The organism is Vibrio sp. 5S239, assembly GCF_041439575.1.
Classification (GTDB): Bacteria; Pseudomonadota; Gammaproteobacteria; order Enterobacterales; family Vibrionaceae; genus Vibrio; species Vibrio kanaloae.
This window is the reverse complement of sequence record NZ_JBGOOM010000024.1, coordinates 57,709-73,854: the sequence shown is the minus strand read 5'-3', so window position 1 is coordinate 73,854 and position 16,146 is coordinate 57,709. Positions and strand designations below refer to the sequence as shown.

General features: G+C 43.4%; 19 protein-coding genes. 4 read left to right on the top strand and 15 right to left on the bottom strand.

All coding sequences use genetic code 11. From position 1 onward, the window contains the following. Positions 1-601: 601 nt before the first annotated feature. The 4 genes from artM to artP all read right to left on the bottom strand — a co-directional run bounded on the left by artM (position 602) and on the right by artP (position 3,526). Positions 602-1,270 (bottom strand): arginine ABC transporter permease ArtM, encoded by a 669-nt coding sequence (artM, locus tag ACED48_RS16735; protein ID WP_017057328.1) that lies wholly within the window; start codon positions 1,268-1,270, stop codon positions 602-604. Next, entirely contained in the window at positions 1,267-1,953 is a 687-nt protein-coding gene (gene artQ, locus ACED48_RS16730) for an arginine ABC transporter permease ArtQ (protein WP_017057329.1), read from the bottom strand. The genes artM and artQ overlap by 4 nt, the downstream gene beginning before the upstream one ends. 3 nt (positions 1,954-1,956) lie before the next feature. Further along, the gene (locus ACED48_RS16725; RefSeq protein WP_017057330.1) at positions 1,957-2,688 is read right to left on the bottom strand and encodes a lysine/arginine/ornithine ABC transporter substrate-binding protein; all 732 of its coding nucleotides are present in this window, start codon (positions 2,686-2,688) and stop codon (positions 1,957-1,959) included. A 109-nt stretch (positions 2,689-2,797) separates the two neighbouring features. Continuing rightward, positions 2,798-3,526 carry an arginine ABC transporter ATP-binding protein ArtP gene (gene artP / locus ACED48_RS16720; protein WP_139151192.1) on the bottom strand — a complete coding sequence of 243 codons (729 nt, stop codon included), beginning with the start codon at positions 3,524-3,526 and terminating at the stop codon, positions 2,798-2,800. Positions 3,527-4,088: 562 nt separating this feature from the next. Here artP and ACED48_RS16715 point away from each other — a divergent pair. Both ACED48_RS16715 and ACED48_RS16710 read left to right on the top strand, forming a co-directional pair. Next, on the top strand, positions 4,089-5,912 hold the full coding sequence (locus tag ACED48_RS16715) for an ABC transporter ATP-binding protein/permease (RefSeq protein ID WP_017057332.1): 1,824 nt from the start codon (positions 4,089-4,091) through the stop codon (positions 5,910-5,912). 198 nt (positions 5,913-6,110) lie between these two features. Next, positions 6,111-6,575: a thioesterase family protein gene (locus tag ACED48_RS16710; protein WP_017057333.1), complete on the top strand. Its 465-nt coding sequence runs from the start codon at positions 6,111-6,113 to the stop codon at positions 6,573-6,575. Between the two features lie 99 nt (positions 6,576-6,674). On the opposite strand, the gene ACED48_RS16705 is transcribed toward ACED48_RS16710, so the two are convergent. Further along, positions 6,675-8,930, bottom strand: a complete 2,256-nt coding sequence (locus ACED48_RS16705) for a peptidase U32 family protein (protein ID WP_017057334.1) — start codon at positions 8,928-8,930, stop codon at positions 6,675-6,677. Between the two features lie 104 nt (positions 8,931-9,034). Here ACED48_RS16705 and ACED48_RS16700 point away from each other — a divergent pair, with 104 nt between their 5' ends. Then, positions 9,035-9,694: a glutathione S-transferase gene (locus ACED48_RS16700; RefSeq protein ID WP_077680423.1), complete on the top strand. Its 660-nt coding sequence runs from the start codon at positions 9,035-9,037 to the stop codon at positions 9,692-9,694. Positions 9,695-9,885: 191 nt separating this feature from the next. Here the strand turns inward: ACED48_RS16700 and ACED48_RS16695 are convergent, their stop codons facing one another. From ACED48_RS16695 to ACED48_RS16680, 4 genes are all read right to left on the bottom strand, one after another. After that, on the bottom strand, positions 9,886-10,335 hold the full coding sequence (locus ACED48_RS16695; RefSeq protein ID WP_017057336.1) for a GyrI-like domain-containing protein: 450 nt from the start codon (positions 10,333-10,335) through the stop codon (positions 9,886-9,888). A 58-nt stretch (positions 10,336-10,393) separates the two neighbouring features. Continuing rightward, positions 10,394-10,627, bottom strand: coding sequence for a hypothetical protein (locus ACED48_RS16690; RefSeq protein ID WP_017057337.1), 234 nt, complete (start codon positions 10,625-10,627; stop codon positions 10,394-10,396). A gap of 8 nt (positions 10,628-10,635) precedes the next feature. Continuing rightward, positions 10,636-10,887 carry a Rho-binding antiterminator gene (locus tag ACED48_RS16685; RefSeq protein WP_017057338.1) on the bottom strand — a complete coding sequence of 84 codons (252 nt, stop codon included), beginning with the start codon at positions 10,885-10,887 and terminating at the stop codon, positions 10,636-10,638. A 134-nt stretch (positions 10,888-11,021) separates the two neighbouring features. Then, the gene (locus ACED48_RS16680; RefSeq protein WP_017057339.1) at positions 11,022-11,753 is read right to left on the bottom strand and encodes an SDR family oxidoreductase; all 732 of its coding nucleotides are present in this window, start codon (positions 11,751-11,753) and stop codon (positions 11,022-11,024) included. Positions 11,754-11,974: 221 nt separating this feature from the next. Here ACED48_RS16680 and ACED48_RS16675 point away from each other — a divergent pair, with 221 nt between their 5' ends. Further along, positions 11,975-12,307 (top strand): PBPRA1643 family SWIM/SEC-C metal-binding motif protein, encoded by a 333-nt coding sequence (locus ACED48_RS16675; RefSeq protein WP_017057340.1) that lies wholly within the window; start codon positions 11,975-11,977, stop codon positions 12,305-12,307. Positions 12,308-12,498: 191 nt separating this feature from the next. Here ACED48_RS16675 and ACED48_RS16670 read toward each other — a convergent pair whose 3' ends face one another. The 6 genes from ACED48_RS16670 to ACED48_RS16645 form a co-directional block, all read right to left on the bottom strand. Then, the gene (locus tag ACED48_RS16670; protein ID WP_017057341.1) at positions 12,499-13,014 is read right to left on the bottom strand and encodes an adenylate kinase; all 516 of its coding nucleotides are present in this window, start codon (positions 13,012-13,014) and stop codon (positions 12,499-12,501) included. A 267-nt stretch (positions 13,015-13,281) separates the two neighbouring features. After that, positions 13,282-13,752, bottom strand: coding sequence for a DUF302 domain-containing protein (locus ACED48_RS16665; protein WP_017057342.1), 471 nt, complete (start codon positions 13,750-13,752; stop codon positions 13,282-13,284). Between the two features lie 178 nt (positions 13,753-13,930). Next, positions 13,931-14,188 carry a hypothetical protein gene (locus tag ACED48_RS16660; protein ID WP_017057343.1) on the bottom strand — a complete coding sequence of 86 codons (258 nt, stop codon included), beginning with the start codon at positions 14,186-14,188 and terminating at the stop codon, positions 13,931-13,933. A gap of 225 nt (positions 14,189-14,413) precedes the next feature. Next, positions 14,414-14,827: a GNAT family N-acetyltransferase gene (locus ACED48_RS16655; protein WP_017057344.1), complete on the bottom strand. Its 414-nt coding sequence runs from the start codon at positions 14,825-14,827 to the stop codon at positions 14,414-14,416. Positions 14,828-15,002: 175 nt separating this feature from the next. Continuing rightward, the gene (locus tag ACED48_RS16650) at positions 15,003-15,554 is read right to left on the bottom strand and encodes an HD domain-containing protein (RefSeq protein WP_017057345.1); all 552 of its coding nucleotides are present in this window, start codon (positions 15,552-15,554) and stop codon (positions 15,003-15,005) included. A gap of 97 nt (positions 15,555-15,651) precedes the next feature. Beyond that, positions 15,652-16,059 carry a GNAT family N-acetyltransferase gene (locus ACED48_RS16645; RefSeq protein ID WP_017057346.1) on the bottom strand — a complete coding sequence of 136 codons (408 nt, stop codon included), beginning with the start codon at positions 16,057-16,059 and terminating at the stop codon, positions 15,652-15,654. Positions 16,060-16,146: the final 87 nt, after the last annotated feature.

Sequence of the window (16,146 nt, the reverse complement as noted above, 5' to 3'; positions counted from 1 at the left end):
CACTTGGCTAAGAAGCGACATACGACAAACAACCACGGTTTGAAGCGCTTTAACTGACAAAGGATTCGTTCGACCAACCTGACAACCAAGTGTGATCAAGCCATTTGTTAACAAATTAGCTGCCAAGAAAAAGAAAACGCACCAACGAATTAGCAACAATGTTAGAGCCAGTAAGTGACTAACGCACCGCAAACGCTTCCAACATAGTGCCACCGGAAAGTTCGTGAGATTGGAAAACGGACAGGTGAATAGCTAGAACGTAGAACAAGGCTTTTAGACCACAAACGCTTTCTGCCCTTTGCAAACTAACAGCTATTAGACCGAATTATTCTGCATTTAAATACAGAATGATTCGGTCTAGTTTCATATACTCGAAAGCATACCACTATTAGTCAATTAATTTCAGTAGCTTAAAACTAGGTAAAGTTGAGTACGTCACAAAATGCAGAAACTTTCCATATAGTATGATTGTGCCAGTAACATCATCAAACTGTACATAATTGCAGCGCTTCGATGTGCTAATCCTAAACACAAAAAAACTGCCATCTATACAACATAAATGGCAGGCTTTATACGTTAGTTAAACTTGTGAGTGGCTAGCTTACGCCGCTTCGAATGCTAGGGCTTTCTTCTCTACCTGACGGAAGATCAACGTTAGTATGCCGTTTACTGCTAGGTAGAATGCGCCAGCAATGCCGAACACGGTGAGTGTGTCGTAGGTTTGGCCGTTGACACGCTGAGCGTAGCCCATCAAATCCATGATGGTGATGGTGCTTGCCAGTGACGTGCCTTTGAAAACTAGAATCACTTCGTTCGAGTAAGCTGGAACAGCGCGGCGTAGAGCGTATGGCAGTAACACTTTCAGCGTTGCGATTTTGTCCATGCCGAGAGCGCGACATGCTTCCCACTGCCCTGCTGGAATGGCGTTGAATGCACCTCTGAACAGTAGCGTGCTGTATGCCGCGGTGTTCAATGCTAATGCTAACATTGCACAGAACCAAGGTTGGCTTAACCAAGCCCACATGAAGCTTTCACGAATCCACTCAAACTGACCCGGGCCGTAATACACCAAGAAGATCTGGACCAATAATGGTGTGCCGGTGAACAGCGTGATTATGCCACGTGTTAACCAGTGAATCGCCGGTATTCTTAGGATTAGCGTTACCGTCATCAGCAGTGACAAGATACAACCAACAAGTAATGAAGCACCAGTAAGTTGAAGACTGGTTACTAAGCCTTCAAGCATTTGAGAGAGGTATTGTTGATTCATGCCATTGCCCCTTTGTTACCCAAGCCTTGAATAGAGAACTTACCATCAATCACTTTTACCAATCTTTGTGTGATTAAAGTGATGACCAAGTAGATAGCTGCTGCTGTCGCGTACCAAGTAAATGCTTCGTGCGTTGCCGCTGATGTTAGTTGTGCTTGTTTCAGCAAATCTGTTACGCCAATCAGCGAAACTAATGCAGTGTCTTTTAGTAACACTAACCATTGGTTGGTTAACCCTGGTAGCGCGTGTCTTACCGCTTGAGGTAATACGATACGAAAGAATGAACGTGATTGAGAGATACCAAGCGCGCTTGCTGCTTCTCTCTGCCCTTTGCTTACTGCTTTCAAAGCACCACGGATGGTTTGTGAAGCGTAAGAAGCAAAGATAAGTGACAGTGCAACAACACCAGATAAGAACGGGCTCACTTCTATGAAGTCGCCAGTGATCATGAACAGAACTTGTGTCGAACCAAAGTAGATAAACAGTACGACCAGAATTTCTGGTAAACCACGAACAATCGTCACAAATGCAGTCGTTGGCCATTTAATTGCAATACGACGAGACATCTCACCACTTGCAAACAAACCTGCTAGAACCAATCCAACCAATAGGCTTACGAACGCAAGCTGAACAGTCATCCAGCTTGCTTCGACGAGCCCTAAAGAGTAACCCGTTAATTCCATAAATTACTTACCGAAGTACTTGTTGAAGATCTTGTCGTATTCGCCGTTCGCTTTCACTGCTGCAAGTGCAACGTTAAGCTGGTCTACAAGTTCTTGGTTGCTCTTGTTTACTGCGATGCCAAAGCCGTTACCGAAGTACTCTTGGTTCGTTACTTGGTCGCCAACGTACGTTAGGTTGTCTTCTTTCTTGAACCATTCTGCTACAACGGCTGTGTCACCGAATACAGAATCGATACGACCGTTTTTCATGTCGATGAATGCATCTTGGTAGCTTGAGTAAGGTACCGCTGTAACGCCAGTCATTTGCTCAAGTAGGAAGCTCTGGTGAGTCGAACCGTTTTGAACACCAACACGCTTACCTTCTAGTGCTGCTTGGTCTGCTATTTTGCCTTCGAAAGAGATGAATGCTGCAGAGTTATCGTAGTAAGTGTTAGAGAAGTTCACTTGTTTAAGACGCGCTTCTGTGATGTCCATTGCCGAGATAGCCGCATCGTAACGTTTGAATTTAAGTGCAGGGATCAAGCTATCGAATGCTTGGTTGTGGAAAGTACACGTTGCTTTCAGCTCTTCACAAAGTGCGTTTGCTAAGTCTACGTCAAAACCTTGAATTTGGTTGTTCTCATCCATGTACTCGAATGGTGCGTAAGTTGCTTCCATTGCGAATTTGATTTCTTCTTGCGCCGCTGCGTTGAAAGAAGCAAGGCCGATAAGTGAAGCTAGTAGAATCTTTTTCATTTTGTTACTCCGAATACTGTTTGATAGCGGCCTGTGGCCATTCTTATAATTTTGATTGTTGTGTTTAGCTAAATCTAGTGAGTCAACTTTCTTTTAATAAGTGACTTACTTAATGAGTCAAATATTCAGCAAACTCAGGTGTCTGCGGATTAACGAATGAATCACTGGTGCCGTGTTCAACGATGTACCCTTTCTCTAGATACAGAACGTGGCTAGCAATCTTCTTCGCAAAATCGACTTCGTGCGTCACGACCACTTGGGTAATGCCTGTTCCGCTCAATTCTTTAATAATGCTCACGACTTGGTTGGTGATCTCAGGATCAAGCGCCGCTGTTGGTTCATCAAACAACAACACATCCGGTTTCATCATCAGCGCACGTGCAATCGCAACACGTTGTTGTTGACCGCCAGACAGTTGAAGTGGCCAAGCGTCTGCTTTGTCAGCAAGTTGAAGTGTCTTTAATACTTCTTGCGCTTGCTTAATCGCTTCTTGCTTATCCACCCCCCCAACTTTGGTTGGTGCTTCAATCAAGTTTTCCATCACCGTCATGTGTGGCCATAAGTTGTATTGCTGGAACACCATGCCGACTTTACGACGAAGTTTAAGCCCCTGCTTCTCTTGGATTTGGCTTGAAAAATCGAATTGCTCGTTCGCAATGTCTAATTCGCCGTTGTCCGCGATTTCAAGCAGGTTCAATACACGCAGTAATGAACTCTTGCCCGCGCCGCTTGGGCCAAGCAATACCAAGGTTTCGCCACTCTCACAGTCGAAACTGATGTCATGAAGAACTTGGGTATCACCGTATGATTTGTTGATGCTCTTTACTTGAATACTCATGCCACAATACTGCATTGATTGTCATTTACTGGTTATTCTATTCAATCCGAGGTTTTATGCAAGAAAAATGTATAAAAAACTACTTTGTTGAATTTTTGTAACAAATATTGCGTAAAAAACAGTCGCTATAACTGGTCTTACAACTAAAAGTTGCAAGTCATTGATAAAGTTAATATCGAGATAAATAGCAAACGTTTTACTGTCAATTTATAAATCATCACTCGATTGCTAACTTATGAGCGCACTCTCCTATTAACGCTAATTTACTTGCATAAAAATTAGGGTTAAACACCCATCTTTCCTATCACACTGGCTGGATCAAAATGCTTAGTTTTCCTTTAAGGTCGTTTTGAATTATTCACTTAGTGGTGAGGAAATATTGGAAATTGAGTTTCCTGGGGAGCGTCACAGCGCAATAAATGCTTTAATGGGTTCTATTCTCAACAACAATGACTTTCCAGCGAACAACGCGCAGTACAGGCAATAAGTCATAAACCATAAGCAATTAGTCATAAGCAACAAGCCATCTATTTTTAAAGCGACAACACATTAAGGCAGTCATATGCAAAACGATGTCTCTTCTACGCTCGACTCAAACCAGCGACAGACTCAAAAGAATCCCGATGCCAAACCTGAGAAAAAAAGCCTCAGTATTTTGTTTGAGCTGAGTAAATTCATTCAGCCTTATAAAGGTCGTGTTATTGCTGCGTTGATCGCGTTGGTCTTCACGGCGAGCTTAACCCTTTCAGTCGGACACGGTATTCGTCTTCTCATCGACCAAGGTTTTAGCCAACAATCACTCTCAGATTTAGGCAGCGCAATCCAGTTCATCATGGTCGTGGTCGTGTTGATCTCGATTGGTACTTTCTTCCGCTTCTATTTGGTTTCTTCTGTTGGGGAACGCGTGAGTGCAGACATTCGCTTATCGGTTTTCAATCATGTCGTGACACTGCATCCGAGTTACTTCGAGACCAATGGCAGTGGCGACATCATGTCGCGCATCACAACGGACACCACTCTGCTTCAAAGCATCATAGGTTCGTCGTTCTCTATGGCGATGCGCAGCGCGTTGATGTGTATTGGTGCGATCATCATGCTGTTTGCGACCAATATTAAGCTGACGTTGATTGTATTGGCCTCGGTGCCATTTATCTTGATTCCGATTCTTGTGTACGGGCGTCGTGTGAGAGCCTTGTCTCGTCAAAGCCAAGATTCGATGTCTGATGTCGGTTCTTACGCAGGTGAAGCGATTGAGCACATTAAAACCGTGCAAAGCTACAGCCGAGAAGAACAAGAGAAAGCGTCATTCGAGGTAGAAGTGGAAAAGGCTTATGAGATTGGTCGTCAGCGTGTAAAACAGCGCGCGATTCTTATCTCTGGTGTTATCGTGATTGTATTCAGTGCTATCGCAGGCATGCTTTGGGTTGGTGGCAGTGATGTTATCAACGGCACCATGTCGGCGGGCGATCTAGCCGCGTTTGTGTTCTACGCAATCATGGTTGCTTCATCATTAGGTACGATTTCAGAAGTGATGGGCGAACTGCAACGGGCGGCAGGTGCGACCGAGCGCTTAATCGAGATCCTACAAGTTGAAAGCCATATTGTTGCGCCAGTTGCGAATCCAACTTCGCTTGCTAACGTAACGCCAGAAGTCGCATTTGATGATGTGACTTTCTGTTACCCATCAAGACCGGACCAACCCGCAACAAGCAACCTCACGCTCACTGCCCATGAAGGCAAAGTGTTGGCATTGGTTGGCCCGTCTGGCGCGGGTAAAACTACCCTGTTCGAACTGCTGCAACGTTTTTACGACCCACAAGTGGGTAAAGTCACCTTAGGCGGTGTTGAACTGAATCAGTTTGATCCTAACGAGCTAAGAAAGCAGATGGCATTGGTGCCGCAGCAACCTGCTCTGTTCAGCAACGATGTGTTCCATAATATTCGCTACGGCAACCCGCAGGCAACAGACGAGCAAGTTATCGAAGCAGCGAAGAAAGCGCACGCACACGAGTTCATTCAAAACCTGCCTTATGGCTACAATAGCTTTCTTGGTGAACGCGGTGTAAGGCTTTCTGGCGGACAGAGACAACGTATTGCCATCGCACGTGCCATCTTGAAAGATCCGAATATTCTATTGTTGGACGAAGCAACCAGCGCGCTAGACAGTGAAAGTGAGCATCACGTACAACAAGCGTTAGAAGAGTTGATGCGTGGCAGAACGACGATCATTATCGCTCATCGATTATCAACAATTAAACACGCCGACCAGATTGCAGTGCTCGATAAAGGACAGCTAGTAGACATCGGCGACCACCAGTCTCTCATCAATAGCTGCGAATTGTACCAACGCTTGGTTGAGCTGCAATTCAAACACCTTAGTGCGTAATCATTAAGTGGATGTGCAACTAAGTCACTGACATTGTGTGGTTTCAAGCTTCAAAAACTTGAATCACACATGTTGCGGTTTTGTTAATTTGGCGGTAGGATTTTTATTCCAATAACAACTTATCCCGCTGAAGAATAAGCAGATAACGTTAATTACCCAGATAACATTAATTACACAGATAACAATAAGAGGGTTCGCATGGAAGAATTATTGTCTGACTACCCGGTAGTAACAGAAATACCTGTCGCTTGGGGAGAAATGGATGCACTTAATCACGTTAACAACGCGGTGTATTTTCGCTATTTCGAAACCGCTCGCTTAGATTTTTTCAAGCACGTTGAGTTGATGGAAGAGATGGCGATTACCAAAGTTGGCCCTGTTCTTGGTGACACTTACTGTAAGTATTTCCGCCCAGTCACGTATCCGGATACCTTGATGGTTGGCTCACGTGTTACCGACATTCAAGATGATCGGTTCACTATGGAATACACCATTGTCAGTAAGGCTCAGCAGAAAGTGACGACCGTTGGTACTGCGACTATCGTGATGTTTGATTTTGCTTCGAACCAAAAAGCCCTGCTCTCGCTGCGCTTGACCAATGAAATCGAAAAGATGAACACGTTGAAAAGCCCATGCTTCAAACAAGAAGCGGTGACGGAATAACGTATTCGCTGATTGAGAAAGACTCAGAAAGTTTCAGACATTAAAAAGGCCACTCGATTGAGTGGCCTTTTGTTTATTGGTTCAGAGTGCTTATAAGCGTTATAAACCTTGAACGTATTGAGCATTAGTTCGAACTTCAACCATCTGCTCTAGGTTCTGTTGTGAACCTTCAACGCCGTTCAGTAGCGCTTCGAAATGCTTAATAAGCTCGACTTTGTCTTTCACTTCTTTAGAACCTGCACCGATGTTGGTTAGGTCAATGAAGAACTCGTCGAACAGACCAGAGAAATCAGTCACTGCGTCATGGTTCAAGAACTGCTCGTGGTTGTAAATGCTTGGGTAGCCACCCTTCTGTTTATCAACCGCGAAAGAGATGCCTTTCACGTTGGTAATCGTGGTTGCTTTCTCACACTTCAACATACAACCCGCTTCAATGCTTGGCTTGTTACAACCCACCGTTCTTTGGAAGAAACACTGACGGCTGGTCATCATCAAGATTGGGTGGTAAATGCTGTAGAACAGTTTGAAGTTCTCTGGGCGGCGAATATGACGAATCTGACCTTTGTTAATCTCGTTCGAAATGAATGCGCCGGCACAGTTCAGCTCTTCTCTCAGAGTAACCAGTGCGTGAGAGTTGGTTGTGTTCATAAACGGGCCTGCAACCCACTCAATGCCCATCTCATAAGCTTTGTAAGCAATACCCGTGTTGTTGGTTACGATGCGAGCTGGCTTAATCTCTTCAAGAATACGAACCGCTTCGTCGTAATCTTTACCGATCAATACCGCTGGGAACCAAGGAATCAAACGTGGGTTTGATGCCAAGATATCGATGTACTTGTTACAACGCTTCTTGAAGCTTTCTGGAAGTTTGAAGTAAACATCCGCGTCAGTCACGTCACACAGGTGTAAGTCTTCTACATCGGCGATAAGCATCGACATCGTCGGCTTCTCGTTCACTTTAGGGTGTTGAGGCAGTGCTGGCACTTCAACGTGCTTAATCACTTCCACAGAGCCGTTCAGAATGAAGTCGATCTCATCTTTCAGGTCTGAAACTTCTTTTAAAGGAATCAACAAACCTGCATCCACTTCACTGAAATTGTGGCTTTCTAGTGTGTGAACTGCACTCTTCACGTTTTTGAATCGCTTCTCAAGTAGCTCTTGAGTGATCGCCTTCTCTTCAACCGCTTTCAATAGCGATTTAGATTGAAGGGTAAAGTTCTCTTTTGGCGTGTTCACAGTCACCGTAAATGGTTGACCCACTTTTGCACTGAACGACAGGGCTACTGGTGTCTTACGAATATCAAGGAACTCGATCTTGTCACGCATTTCGTTACCAAGAACGTCTTTCGCCTGGTGAAGTTCGTTGGTCACTTCTTGAATTTGTACGACTGAGATTTCGTTGTTCTGCTCCGTCGCTTTCTCAACAGCGTAGTTCATACTGTTGTCGCGCGGGTTATCGATGAACATGTCTTTTGTTAGGTTGCCCTTTAGGAAAGAGTTGGTGAAATCACGGTTGAATACTTTGTGCAGGTTCGAATCGTCTTCGATCAACAAACCACTTTCTACAAAGCTATCAATCTGTTTACGCCATGTGTCTACCACAGTGTAAACGTAGTGTGCGCCTTTAATACGGCCTTCTACTTTCAGTGAGTCGACTTTCGCGTCAACCAATTCAGGTAGGTCGTAGTAAGCTGAGTTATCTTTCAGGTTGAGTGGGAACTTGTTGCCCGCGTTGGTGATTTCGTATTCATCACGACACGCTTGGCTACAACGACCACGGTTACCTGAGTTACCCACACTTACTGAGCTTGAGTAACATTGACCAGAGAATGCGATACACAGAGCGCCGTGTACGAACACTTCGGTTAGTACGTCGTGATCGTGTGCCACTTCCGTCAGCATCTTGATTTCAGGCAGGTTCAACTCACGAGACAAGTTAACGCGTGTCGCGCCAATCTTAGACAAGAACTTAATCTGGCCTTCGTTGTGCGTAGTTAACTGAGTCGACGCGTGAACGTCTAATGATGGGAAATGCTTCTTAACCAGGTTGAATAAACCCAAGTCTTGAACAATGATGCCGTCCACTTTGGTGTTCACAAGCTGGTTCAGCAGTTTGGTGATGCTCTTAGTCTCGTGCTCCAGTAGCACAACGTTAAGAGTCAGGAACACTTCACAGCCGTATTCATGAGCAAGGCGAATAACACCATTCAATTCGTCTAACGATAGGTTAGAGGCTCTGTTACGAGCGTTGAATGTGTCTAAACCACAATAAACTGCATTAGCACCCGCTACGATGGCGGCTTTTATCGCTTCTACATCGCCACCTGGGGCTAATAACTCAATTTTTCTGCTCATTTTTGAAGTCGCTCACTTACTTATAATTTTTAAGCCGCGTATTCTACCCACATCACGATCTCTTTACCACCGTACAACACTTTTCAAACTAAATGACCTCAATAATGCCGAACGAATCCGATCTACCTATCCTTTATTCTTTGCGCCGTTGCCCTTATGCAATGCGCGGACGAATGGGCATCGCACTATCACAGCAAAAAGTGTTACTTCGAGAAATCGTTACCAAAGACAAGCCTAGCGAACTATTGGCCAGTTCGCCAAAAGGAACAGTGCCTGTATTGGTGTTGCCCAATGGACAAGTCATTGAACAGAGCTTAGATGTGATGAACTGGGCACTTCAACAAAACGATCCTCAAGATCTTCTACGTTCAAGCAATCCAGCGCTTAGCGAACAAGTTCAACAGCTCATTAAAACCAGCGATGAAGAATTTATTGGTCACTTAGAAAAGTATCGTGCATCGGTTCGTTACCGAAACATCGATGTTGAACAACGCCGACAAGCCTGCGAAACCTTCATTAGTCAGTTAGAAGCGCGACTCACCGATCAGCCCTACTTTTTTGGAGAAACCCCAAGCTTGGCCGATTTTGCGGTGATGCCTTTTGTGAGCCAGTTTGTGCGAGTCGAAAAGAAGTGGTTTGTGAAATCTGAATATCAAAACGTTGGACGTTGGTTAAGAGCACATCTCGAAAGTAAGCTCTACACCCAAGTCATGAAACAATACCCTTTGTGGAATGAAACCAAGCAAGAATGTCTTTTTGGATGACTTAAGGGAATTTAGGGTGACTTAAGTGTATCTGGGGTGATCTTGGGGAATTCTGGAATAGATAATTCCTAGGTATTAAAGTAGTTACGTGACACTGTATCTTCTTTGTAATGAACAGATATTCAAAGGCTTAACCCATCTCTTGATTAGACATCACAGTCTAAGTTAAGCCTTTGTACTATTTAAACCAATCACTTGATCGCTATCGAAATCTCGACTTCAGTTTCACCTTTGTAGAATTCGAAATCTGTCGTGTAAGTTCTCACATGTGGGCAGTCAGCAGCGTTGAAATACGCCCACACTTCACCCCATAGATCGATCACAGCTTGTGGTAATTCACCTTCAGCAGAAAACGTTAAGTACTTACCCGCCTCTATTTCGGTTTCTACAAGCGCATCTAAATTCTGATCCGTAAGTGCATTAGTACACGCGATAACATCAAATTCGCCCGTAAAGTCAGACTCGTAGTTAGTGTAAACGCCATACACTTTTGAATCCGGTGTTAATTTCGGAAATGCTTGGTCAAAAAAGCCCTGCCACAATTGCCCTATCTTGGCTGTTGCTGGGTCCATCTCATCGGTATTGGTGGTTCTTACTGAAAAACCATACGCCTTCACGGCTTCAATCATTTCTACTTTCATTCGTTTTATTCCTAAGCCAATCGACGCGTAACTCTACTAAATTTTTAAATAATCTTAACTAATCTTGTATCTCTTTATGGCCACACTTTTCACAGACAAGATGACGAGAAAACTCATCCATTGACGCGATAAACGGGCCGAGGACCCAACCTTTTATCACGCCTGCCCAAAACTCGCTTCGCTTTTGGTTAGGTTTGTCTGCAAACGCACTCGTCTTTCTGACCAACACCACAACGTGTTGTGTATCTTCTCGGCATGCGGTGCAATAGCATTGTTCTATGGTGTTATTCATTTGAAAGCCTATGACGTTTTGAATGAAATCTGCTTAAAATGAGGGTTGTCGACACAAACTTCTAGTGTGGAAAGGTCTGTGAGTACGACAAGTTGTTCTACACCTTGAATACTGACTTTAATGCACTCTTCACGGCTGTCATTGCGCTGGGTATCTAACCCAACACATTCAATCTGTTCGCCAGACTTCAGCGTTAACTTGATTGGGTATCGGTGCATACACACAATCTCAATATAATCGTAATCGTTGCAACTAATCATAAGCCCCCCAATGCGACTCATCCTTATACTATGTTCTTATAAACAATAAGTTAACCACAAAATTTTCAACTACTTGACCATATTCTAATTTTTTAGGTTGTTATTTCTCAATCTAGCGACCTGCTTTCAAGGCTCTATCGACCACCTGCAATATCTATAAACGAGCCTGTTACATAAGAAGCTTCATCAGACAATAACCATGCTATCGAATTAGCGACTTCTTCTGGTGTACCACCACGTTGAAGTGGAAGCTGTGATGCCAATCTATCCACTCTCCCTGGCTCTCCACCATCAGCGTGCATTTCAGTATAAATGCATCCCGGTCTAACGCCATTCACTCGAATATTTCGGGAAGCCAATTCAAGCGATAAACCTTTGGTGAGCGAATCCATAGCGCCTTTCGATGCTGCATAATCCACATATTCAAATGGTGCGCCCGTTCTAGAGGCCGCGGAAGAAACGTTGACTATCGAACCACCATCTGGGGCTTGTTTAATGAAAGCTTTGCTACACAAGAAACAGCTGGACACATTCGATTTCATCACTTTCTCAAAGCGGTCAAATTCAATATCAACCAACGCAGATTGGGTAAACAAGATCCCGGCATTATTGACCAAGTGAGTCACTGAGCCTAATTTATTACGAGCAATTTCAAATAAGGATTTCACGTCCGATTCAACAGAGACATCCGCACGTACACTAATCGCGGTTCCGCCCTGTTCGCGAATCTCGTTCACTAGACCTTCAGCTCGCGACTCATTGTGTATGAAGTTAACACATACGGCATAACCCTTGCTGGCCAACAACTTAGACGTCGCAGCACCAATACCTCTGCTCCCGCCTGTTACAATAACTACCTTTTTCAAAATAACCTCCTTACATTTATGTTTTAACACAACCTGAATCCTCTACGAGCGCTACACTATCCCTTCAACGGGTCTGGAAAAATTCGGTTTGCTTTTGGATTAAGCTAAACAAGCTTCAGCCACATCACTGCTTTATCAATTTGAATATATGCGTATAATCGCCGCTCCATTGCGCTATCACCATTAAAAATAGCGCCATTCAACATTTTACTGAGTACCCAATGTCGAAACTATTTTTCAAAGGCCGTATTGAAACAAGACAGAACCACGTTCTTGCTGGCTACAACGTAAACCGCGATGTAAAAGCGGGTACTGAAGAATCTCCAATCGTCGCAACGGTTCAAACTGAAGCACGTAAAGCAGAAGTTGAAGCGCTAGCAGCCGAACAAACTATCTTTGTTAACGTAACAGTAAACGCAGAGAAAGAAGAAAATACGCTTGAGCTTGATATTCTGCTAAACAAGCCAAAAACAATGACATTTGAAAAGACGCCTAACCGTAACGACCCATGTTCTTGCGGTAGCGGTAATAAATACAAGAAGTGTTGTGCATAAGGCTTCTTATTCAAACTGCCAATAGCACGCTGAGTTAAGTAATACTTAACGGGAAGATCATCGAGGCCTTCCCGTTTTTATTTGTATAAACCAAACATATGTAAAATATGCCACACGTTGAGTTAAATCTAAATATTTTCATGAAGTTATGAGTAAATAAAAACGTTTATAGCAAGGTAAAACAATACATGTTAAGTGACATGTTGACGAACAAAATTATTCAATTCACTCACGCTTCTGATTATGTGAACCTCTTTCTCTTTAGCGCGCAATTCTAACTGCGCTCTAAAGTCTTCATTCCAAAATTTAGGACACAGTTTTAGTGTCTTATAACTTTGTATCGTACCTTTTATAACTGAACTTCCATCAGGCCAGCCTTCAGGTTTAACGAACAACCCTTTGAGCATTCGCTTGGTGACGAACCAGTAGCTAATTGGATAAGGAAGGTCGATATAAACCAAGGTATCAGCGGCTTCTAAACGTGTGTTGAATGAACCTAATGGGCCAAATCCATCGATGATCCAGCTTTCTGAACTAAGTATGCTCTCATGAGCCTGCTCGAACACTTCACGCTCAACAAACTCTCCGTTGGCCTTATAAACAATCGAGTCCAACTGGTGAAGCTCTATGCCTGTAGCGAGTGCTAACGCTTTGCTGATTGTGGACTTTCCACTCCCAGGCTTGCCAAAAACCGCGATCTTTTTCATATGACTTCCTCTATTCAGATAAAACCCATAAGACAGCGACAAAAAACCCACCTTACGGGTGGGTTCGATAAACAAAGCGCATCAACAATCCCACCATTCCTATGGAATGATGATAATTCGTTGGTTTGATGACGCTAAATTCAATTTCATAACACTACTTTTATATATTGTTGCTTAGTTGTCAATGTAACCAAACAATGATTGGGAGGCTATATCATCGTCATGTCGCACCCATTAATAGTCTTAATGAGTGCTGATTGGTCTTGGTTATTTAGCTTTCGCTTTCTTTTTCGCCACTGTCGCTTCCGACAGCTTGCTTAGTACACCCGATACTTTCTTAACTACCTCGTCACATCCATTGATCGCGTGACGCTCTACCAAGTAATTAGGATCGTTGTAAGACAACCATACTTTCTTGTTAGAGTCTTCAGTGACTAACACCTTCTGCGGTAAATCTATCGCGACTTCTTGAGCGCATTGCATTAATGGTGTCCCTACTTTCGGGTTACCAAAGATGATGACTTCCGTTGGTCTCAATTCAAGATCGGCCTTACTCGCATTTTTCTGATGGTCGATTCTCGCAAACAAGGTCAAACCTTTGCTCTTGGCGATTTCTTCAAAGCGGTCAGCAGTCTCTTTCACTGAGTAATTACTTTGGTATTTAATCAAACCATCAGAAGCCGCAGCTGAAAATGATGCCGAGAGTAAAATGGCGCATAGTGGTAGTAATTTTTTCATCGTCACCTCTGAGATTTAACCTAATCAAGCTTACATTCATAACGCCACTTTTAAAATCAGCGGCGCAACCCATGTCAGTATAGACGTGTTTCTCTTCTCAGTTTGCAGAGAGGATCACTGTTCCAATGCGTCTTATTATCAGTTTAGGTAGGAATTGTTTCAAAAGCTAAACATACGATCAGTGCCACGACTTAGTCCCACACTTCTCACACTGGTATTCGTAATCACTGTCGACATAAAAACCGGGAACATTATGGTCACCTCTAAACAATAACGTCATCAGGTACTCCATCAACACGCCTAACTTCCATTGTTTCTTTTCAGATTCAACTTCCGTTTTTGATTCAGCATCGGAAGCGTTAACAGCAAGGTGCGGGGTAAGTGCGTTGCACTGCTCACAGTGATAAGGGTGTTTAATATACTTATTATCAAGCATTTATATAAGTCAACTAACATTTATAAAGTTGATACATACTAACAACTTATAAGTCGGTGCTCTAACTTATTGTTGTCCACGAGAGTTTTATTAGAAAGAAATGAGACACAAGATAAGTGCCATGCATCTTGAATCAGCTACCATCGAGATTCCCCTCATTGAACAGCTAAAGCTACTCTTAAGCTAAAGTATGAAATTTGCGTGTAGCACTTACCTATCTCAGACTTAAGAGTGGTTAGGTTTAAACTTCTTTGTCATTCCTTGGCTCGAAGGAGCAACAAGCTTGTAACCGAGTTTCTCATAGAATACAGGTTCATCTGCAATCATAGAAACGTATGAGCCTTCTAGTGCGACTGTAGATAAGTAGTTATCGATGTACTCCATCACTCTACGCCCTAATCCCCGCCCTTGATAACTTGGGTCTACAGCTACATCCACAATCTCAAAGTTACATGCTCCATCGCCCACTACGCGCCCCATTGCAATGAGCTTCTCACCGTCTCTAATAGAAATACCATACAAGCTATTGGGTAAAGCAATGGCGGCTGCTTTTAGCGATTTTGCTGACAGTTTTGCTTTGACTCGCATTTCACAAAACTCGCTTGGGCTTGGTATTTTCTCTTCGTATTTAATTGTCACTCTCACTGCTCCTTTGAGTAAATTCAGAGAATACACATCATACCTGTATAAATAAACAGTATGTCGATATTTTGATGTGAATGTCACATTCTTTAAAGAGAACAATAAGCCCATCTAAACTAAAATGTTGATTTATATTATTTTTTATATAAATCCAATAAGAGATAGTTAACTTTTACTTTAATAGCCCTTTGTCCGCAGCACCTTCAAGTTGCACTTCTAGTTCTTTCCATAGAGCACGACTGCCTTTAGAAATACGCTCGCCATTGAACGTCAGTACTTTGTCTTTGGATATGTTGTGCTTCTTCCAACTGTGACCGCCTCCATGGATGTTATGAAGCAACGGTGGCACTCTATCGATCGCCTTACCAAATCGAGCTTCTGGTGACTCACCCGCTTCGAACTCAAGCCATAACTCCAAATACTCGGTTCTTAAATGGCCCGGCAATAATTTCAGCAAGCGCTCAACACAGTTTCTCTCTTTGAGCTTGTTTTCTTCGGTTTCACTGGCATAAATGATGGTATCTCCGGCATCGATTTCCCCAAGGTCATGAAGCAGCAACATCTTCATCACTCGCGTAATATCGACCTCTTCATTAGCATAATCTTTCAAAATGAGTGCGCTCAAACAGACGTGCCAACTGTGCTCGGCCGAGTTTTCATATCGGTCCAATCCAACTGGTTTTGTCTGTCGATGAACATCCTTTAATTGTTCAATTTCGACCATGAATTGCAGAATGCCTTTGATTTCTTCTACGATGAGCTTCCTTAACTTAAGTTGATGATTTATCCGAGCTGAGGGTTAAAAGAGCGACAAAGGGTCGTTACTCCCAATGAACCGACATTTTGTAATACGCAACGCCCGATTTTTCAAGTTCAGAGCCTTCTACAGCCATCCCAAACTTTTGATAAAAACCTAAAGCCGTTGCACGCGCATCGCACCAAAAATATTGGATGTTTAGATCTTTGAGGTTAGAGATCGCATGATCAATCACGTTTGAACCGATTCCCTGCCCTTGGAATTCAGACAGCGTGGCAAACTTTCTTAGCCTAGCTTCATGGCCTTGAATATAGATAGACGCGACACAGACCAGCTGCTCACCAATAAACGCGCCGTAATGCGTTGCTTGTTCGTCATCTGGCACCATACAAAACGACATCGGTTTATCAGGCCAAAGCACTTGGTGCCTAACCGGAAGTACCTCCGTCGCTGAAAGCTGTTTTATTTCCATATTCTCGGTTTAAACTCCCGACTTGATGACCCTTGTTGTAATTGCGGCGCTTGTGATTACCATGATTGTTATTACTAAGCTTATTAT